At 70.9% G+C, this 2,519-nt stretch carries 2 protein-coding genes; both read right to left on the reverse strand.

The genetic code is table 11. From position 1 onward, the window contains the following. Positions 1-109: 109 nt before the first annotated feature. Complete coding sequence (locus ACWEN3_RS45180) at positions 110-826, reverse strand: helix-turn-helix domain containing protein (protein ID WP_452984093.1); 717 nt, start codon at positions 824-826, stop codon at positions 110-112. Next, positions 826-2,519 (reverse strand): hypothetical protein (locus tag ACWEN3_RS45185; protein ID WP_452984095.1); only part of this gene is annotated, 1,694 nt, incomplete at its 5' end. The genes ACWEN3_RS45185 and ACWEN3_RS45180, both read right to left, overlap by 1 nt.

A 2,519-nucleotide genomic window follows, 5' to 3' on the forward strand; every position in this document is an offset into this window, starting at 1 on the left:
GCTGGAACAGCTCCCACAACTCGTCCGGCACCATGCGCTCAACCATCACCACACCGTGCAGACTACCCAGCAATCCAAATGAGACGATGTCTTAGGTCATGACTGTGGGCTACCGGGGGCGCCAGGTGCGTACTTCGAGGTGGAGGATGTGCGCGTCCGGGTTGATGCGCCCGGTTTCTACAAGCCATTGGTGGACGGCGGCGGTGACGTCGCCGCTTGTGGCGTCGACTCGGCGGGCGAAGTCGGCGGCGTCGAAGCCGCCGGTCTGGGCGGAGCCGTAGGAGCGTTCTTCGGAGTGGTCGGCGCGTTGGATGACGCCGCGGCGGATGCCGGGTGAGTCGGTGCGGCTACCGGAGGGGTGCGTGTAGCCGGTTTTGGCGAGGCGGACGGTGAAGGCGAGGCGCAGGCCCTGGCGGGCGGCTTCGGCGATCAGGGGGCGCAGGCGGGTGGAGCCGGAGGCGATGGCCTGGGTGCCGACGCGGCCGGTGCCGGTGCCGGTGGGGGTGATCAGGACGGCTTTGCCGCGTACGCGGGCGCGGGTGCCGGAGGCGGTGGTGCGGCGGGTGATGTGGCGGGCTGCGATGGTGGTGAGTTCGGGCAGGTCGGTGATGCCGGCTGCTTCGATGGCGGTGAGGACCTCTTGGAGGGCGGGGACGAAGGCTGCGCCTTTGTTCTTGGTGTAGAACTGCGAGACCAGGGAGGGGTCCCGGTTGATGATGCGGGCGATGGCGCGTTTGGTGTAGCCGGCCTGCTGGAGCCGGTCGGCCAGGCGGGCCGCCTCGTTCAGGCTGTTCCGGCTTGTGGCCTGGCGTCGGCGGGGCGGCATCAGGGCTCCTGGCTGGTAGTGAGGGCGGTGCGTCCGGCGTCCCGCAGGGTGAGTAGTTCCTCTTCGCTGGTGGGGGCGGGCAGGGGTCCGGTGAGGTGGCCGCGCAGGAGGTAGTCGCCGGGCTGGTGGTGGTAGGGCCAGTTCTGGGGCTCGGTGAGGTAGAGGGCGTCGGTGCGGAAGGCGACGACCGTGCCGGGCGGGGTGTGCAGGGCTCCGGCGTAGGTGTCGTCGTCGCGGTGGCGCTGGGTGAGGAGGGCGGCGCGGGCGCCGGACCAGATGGCGGCGGCCCATTCGGGATGCGCGTTGGGGTCGCGGCTGAACCCGGTGGGTTTGTGCCAGGTGATGTGCTCGTCGTCGAAGGCGATGATCTCGGCGTCCGAGGGGACGTCGCGTTCCATGCTGCGGGGGGTGGTGCCGGTGACCATGCGGGGGCGTTGGGCGAAGGCGCCGATGCCGTACAGGAGGATGGAGCGCACGGCGCGGGAGGCGAGGTGGGCGGCGCGGGCCTGCTGCGGGTCGCCTTGGAAGTGGGCCTGGGCGGTGAGGTTGGTCCAGGTCTCTTTGAGTTTCTTGGCCCAGTCGTCGAGGGGTTTGCCGTCCTCCCACAGGATGCCGTCGAGGATTTCGATCTTCCACGGCTGGAGGGGGTTGGTCAGGGCGGTGTGGATCTCGGGGCCGCCGGCCCAGGTGGTGAAGGTGGTGCCGGGTTCGGCCGGGTAGTGCCAGGCGCGGTCGCCGGGGGCGGGCGCGGGCAGCAGGCCGATGTGGTTCCAGGTGTCGGGGACGGTCACGCGGATCTGCCAGTGGCCGCATCCGTACAGGGCGCGGATCTGTTCCTTCTGCGACCAGGAGGCGAAGGTGGTGGCGGTGATGCGGCGTGGGGTGCCGACCGGGGATTTCCAGGTGTGTTTGGCGTAGGCGAAGGTGCGGTCGTACTCGACGAGCCGGGGCAGTTCGTCGGGGATGCGGGGCGGGGTGATGAGTTCGTTGCGGCCCTGGCCTGCGGTGGCGTGCAGCAGGCCGCGCAGTTCCTCCGATAGGACGGGGAAGCCGTCGGCGTGCTGGCCGCGTTGCGGGATGGTGCGGGTCCACAGGTCGCGGCCGGTCTGGGAGGGGGAGCCCATGATGACGGCGTCGTTCCAGTGGCGGCGCAGGGCCTGCCAGAGCAGGACGAAGGCGTCGCGGATGACGGTGGGGTCGTCGCCGTCGGTGTCGAACCACTCCCCCACCGAACGGATCTCGACATGTTGATCGCCCGCTTCGCGCTGGTAGCGGCCGACGGGGTTGCGGGCGTGGACGAAGTGCCCGGCCATGCGGTCGCGGCCGCGGCCGGTGTCGGTGCGCCAGCCGGGGGTGGGGGCATTCAGCCAGGCGGCGACCGCGTCGCGCAGGTAGGGGTGGCGGTCGGCGTCGCGGTGCCAGGGGTCGCCGGCGGTGATGTAGATGCGCTCTGCGCCTTCGGGCAGGGTCTGGAAGACGGCGGTCAGAATGGCGGCGACCGAGGTGTCGGCCAGGCCGAGGTGGTAGGTCTGGCTGCGGTGGACCAGCACGCCCGTGTCCGTGTCCAGGAAGACGGTGGAGCGAGCCTGCTGGGTGAAGTTGGGCCGGGTAGACGCCAGCCCGGGGGTGGCGGCGAGCCAGGCATCGCCGCTGGCACCTGCGGGGATGGAGGGCAGATCCCGCAGCGCCTGGG

It is taken from the genome of Streptomyces sp. NPDC004561 (assembly GCF_053602155.1).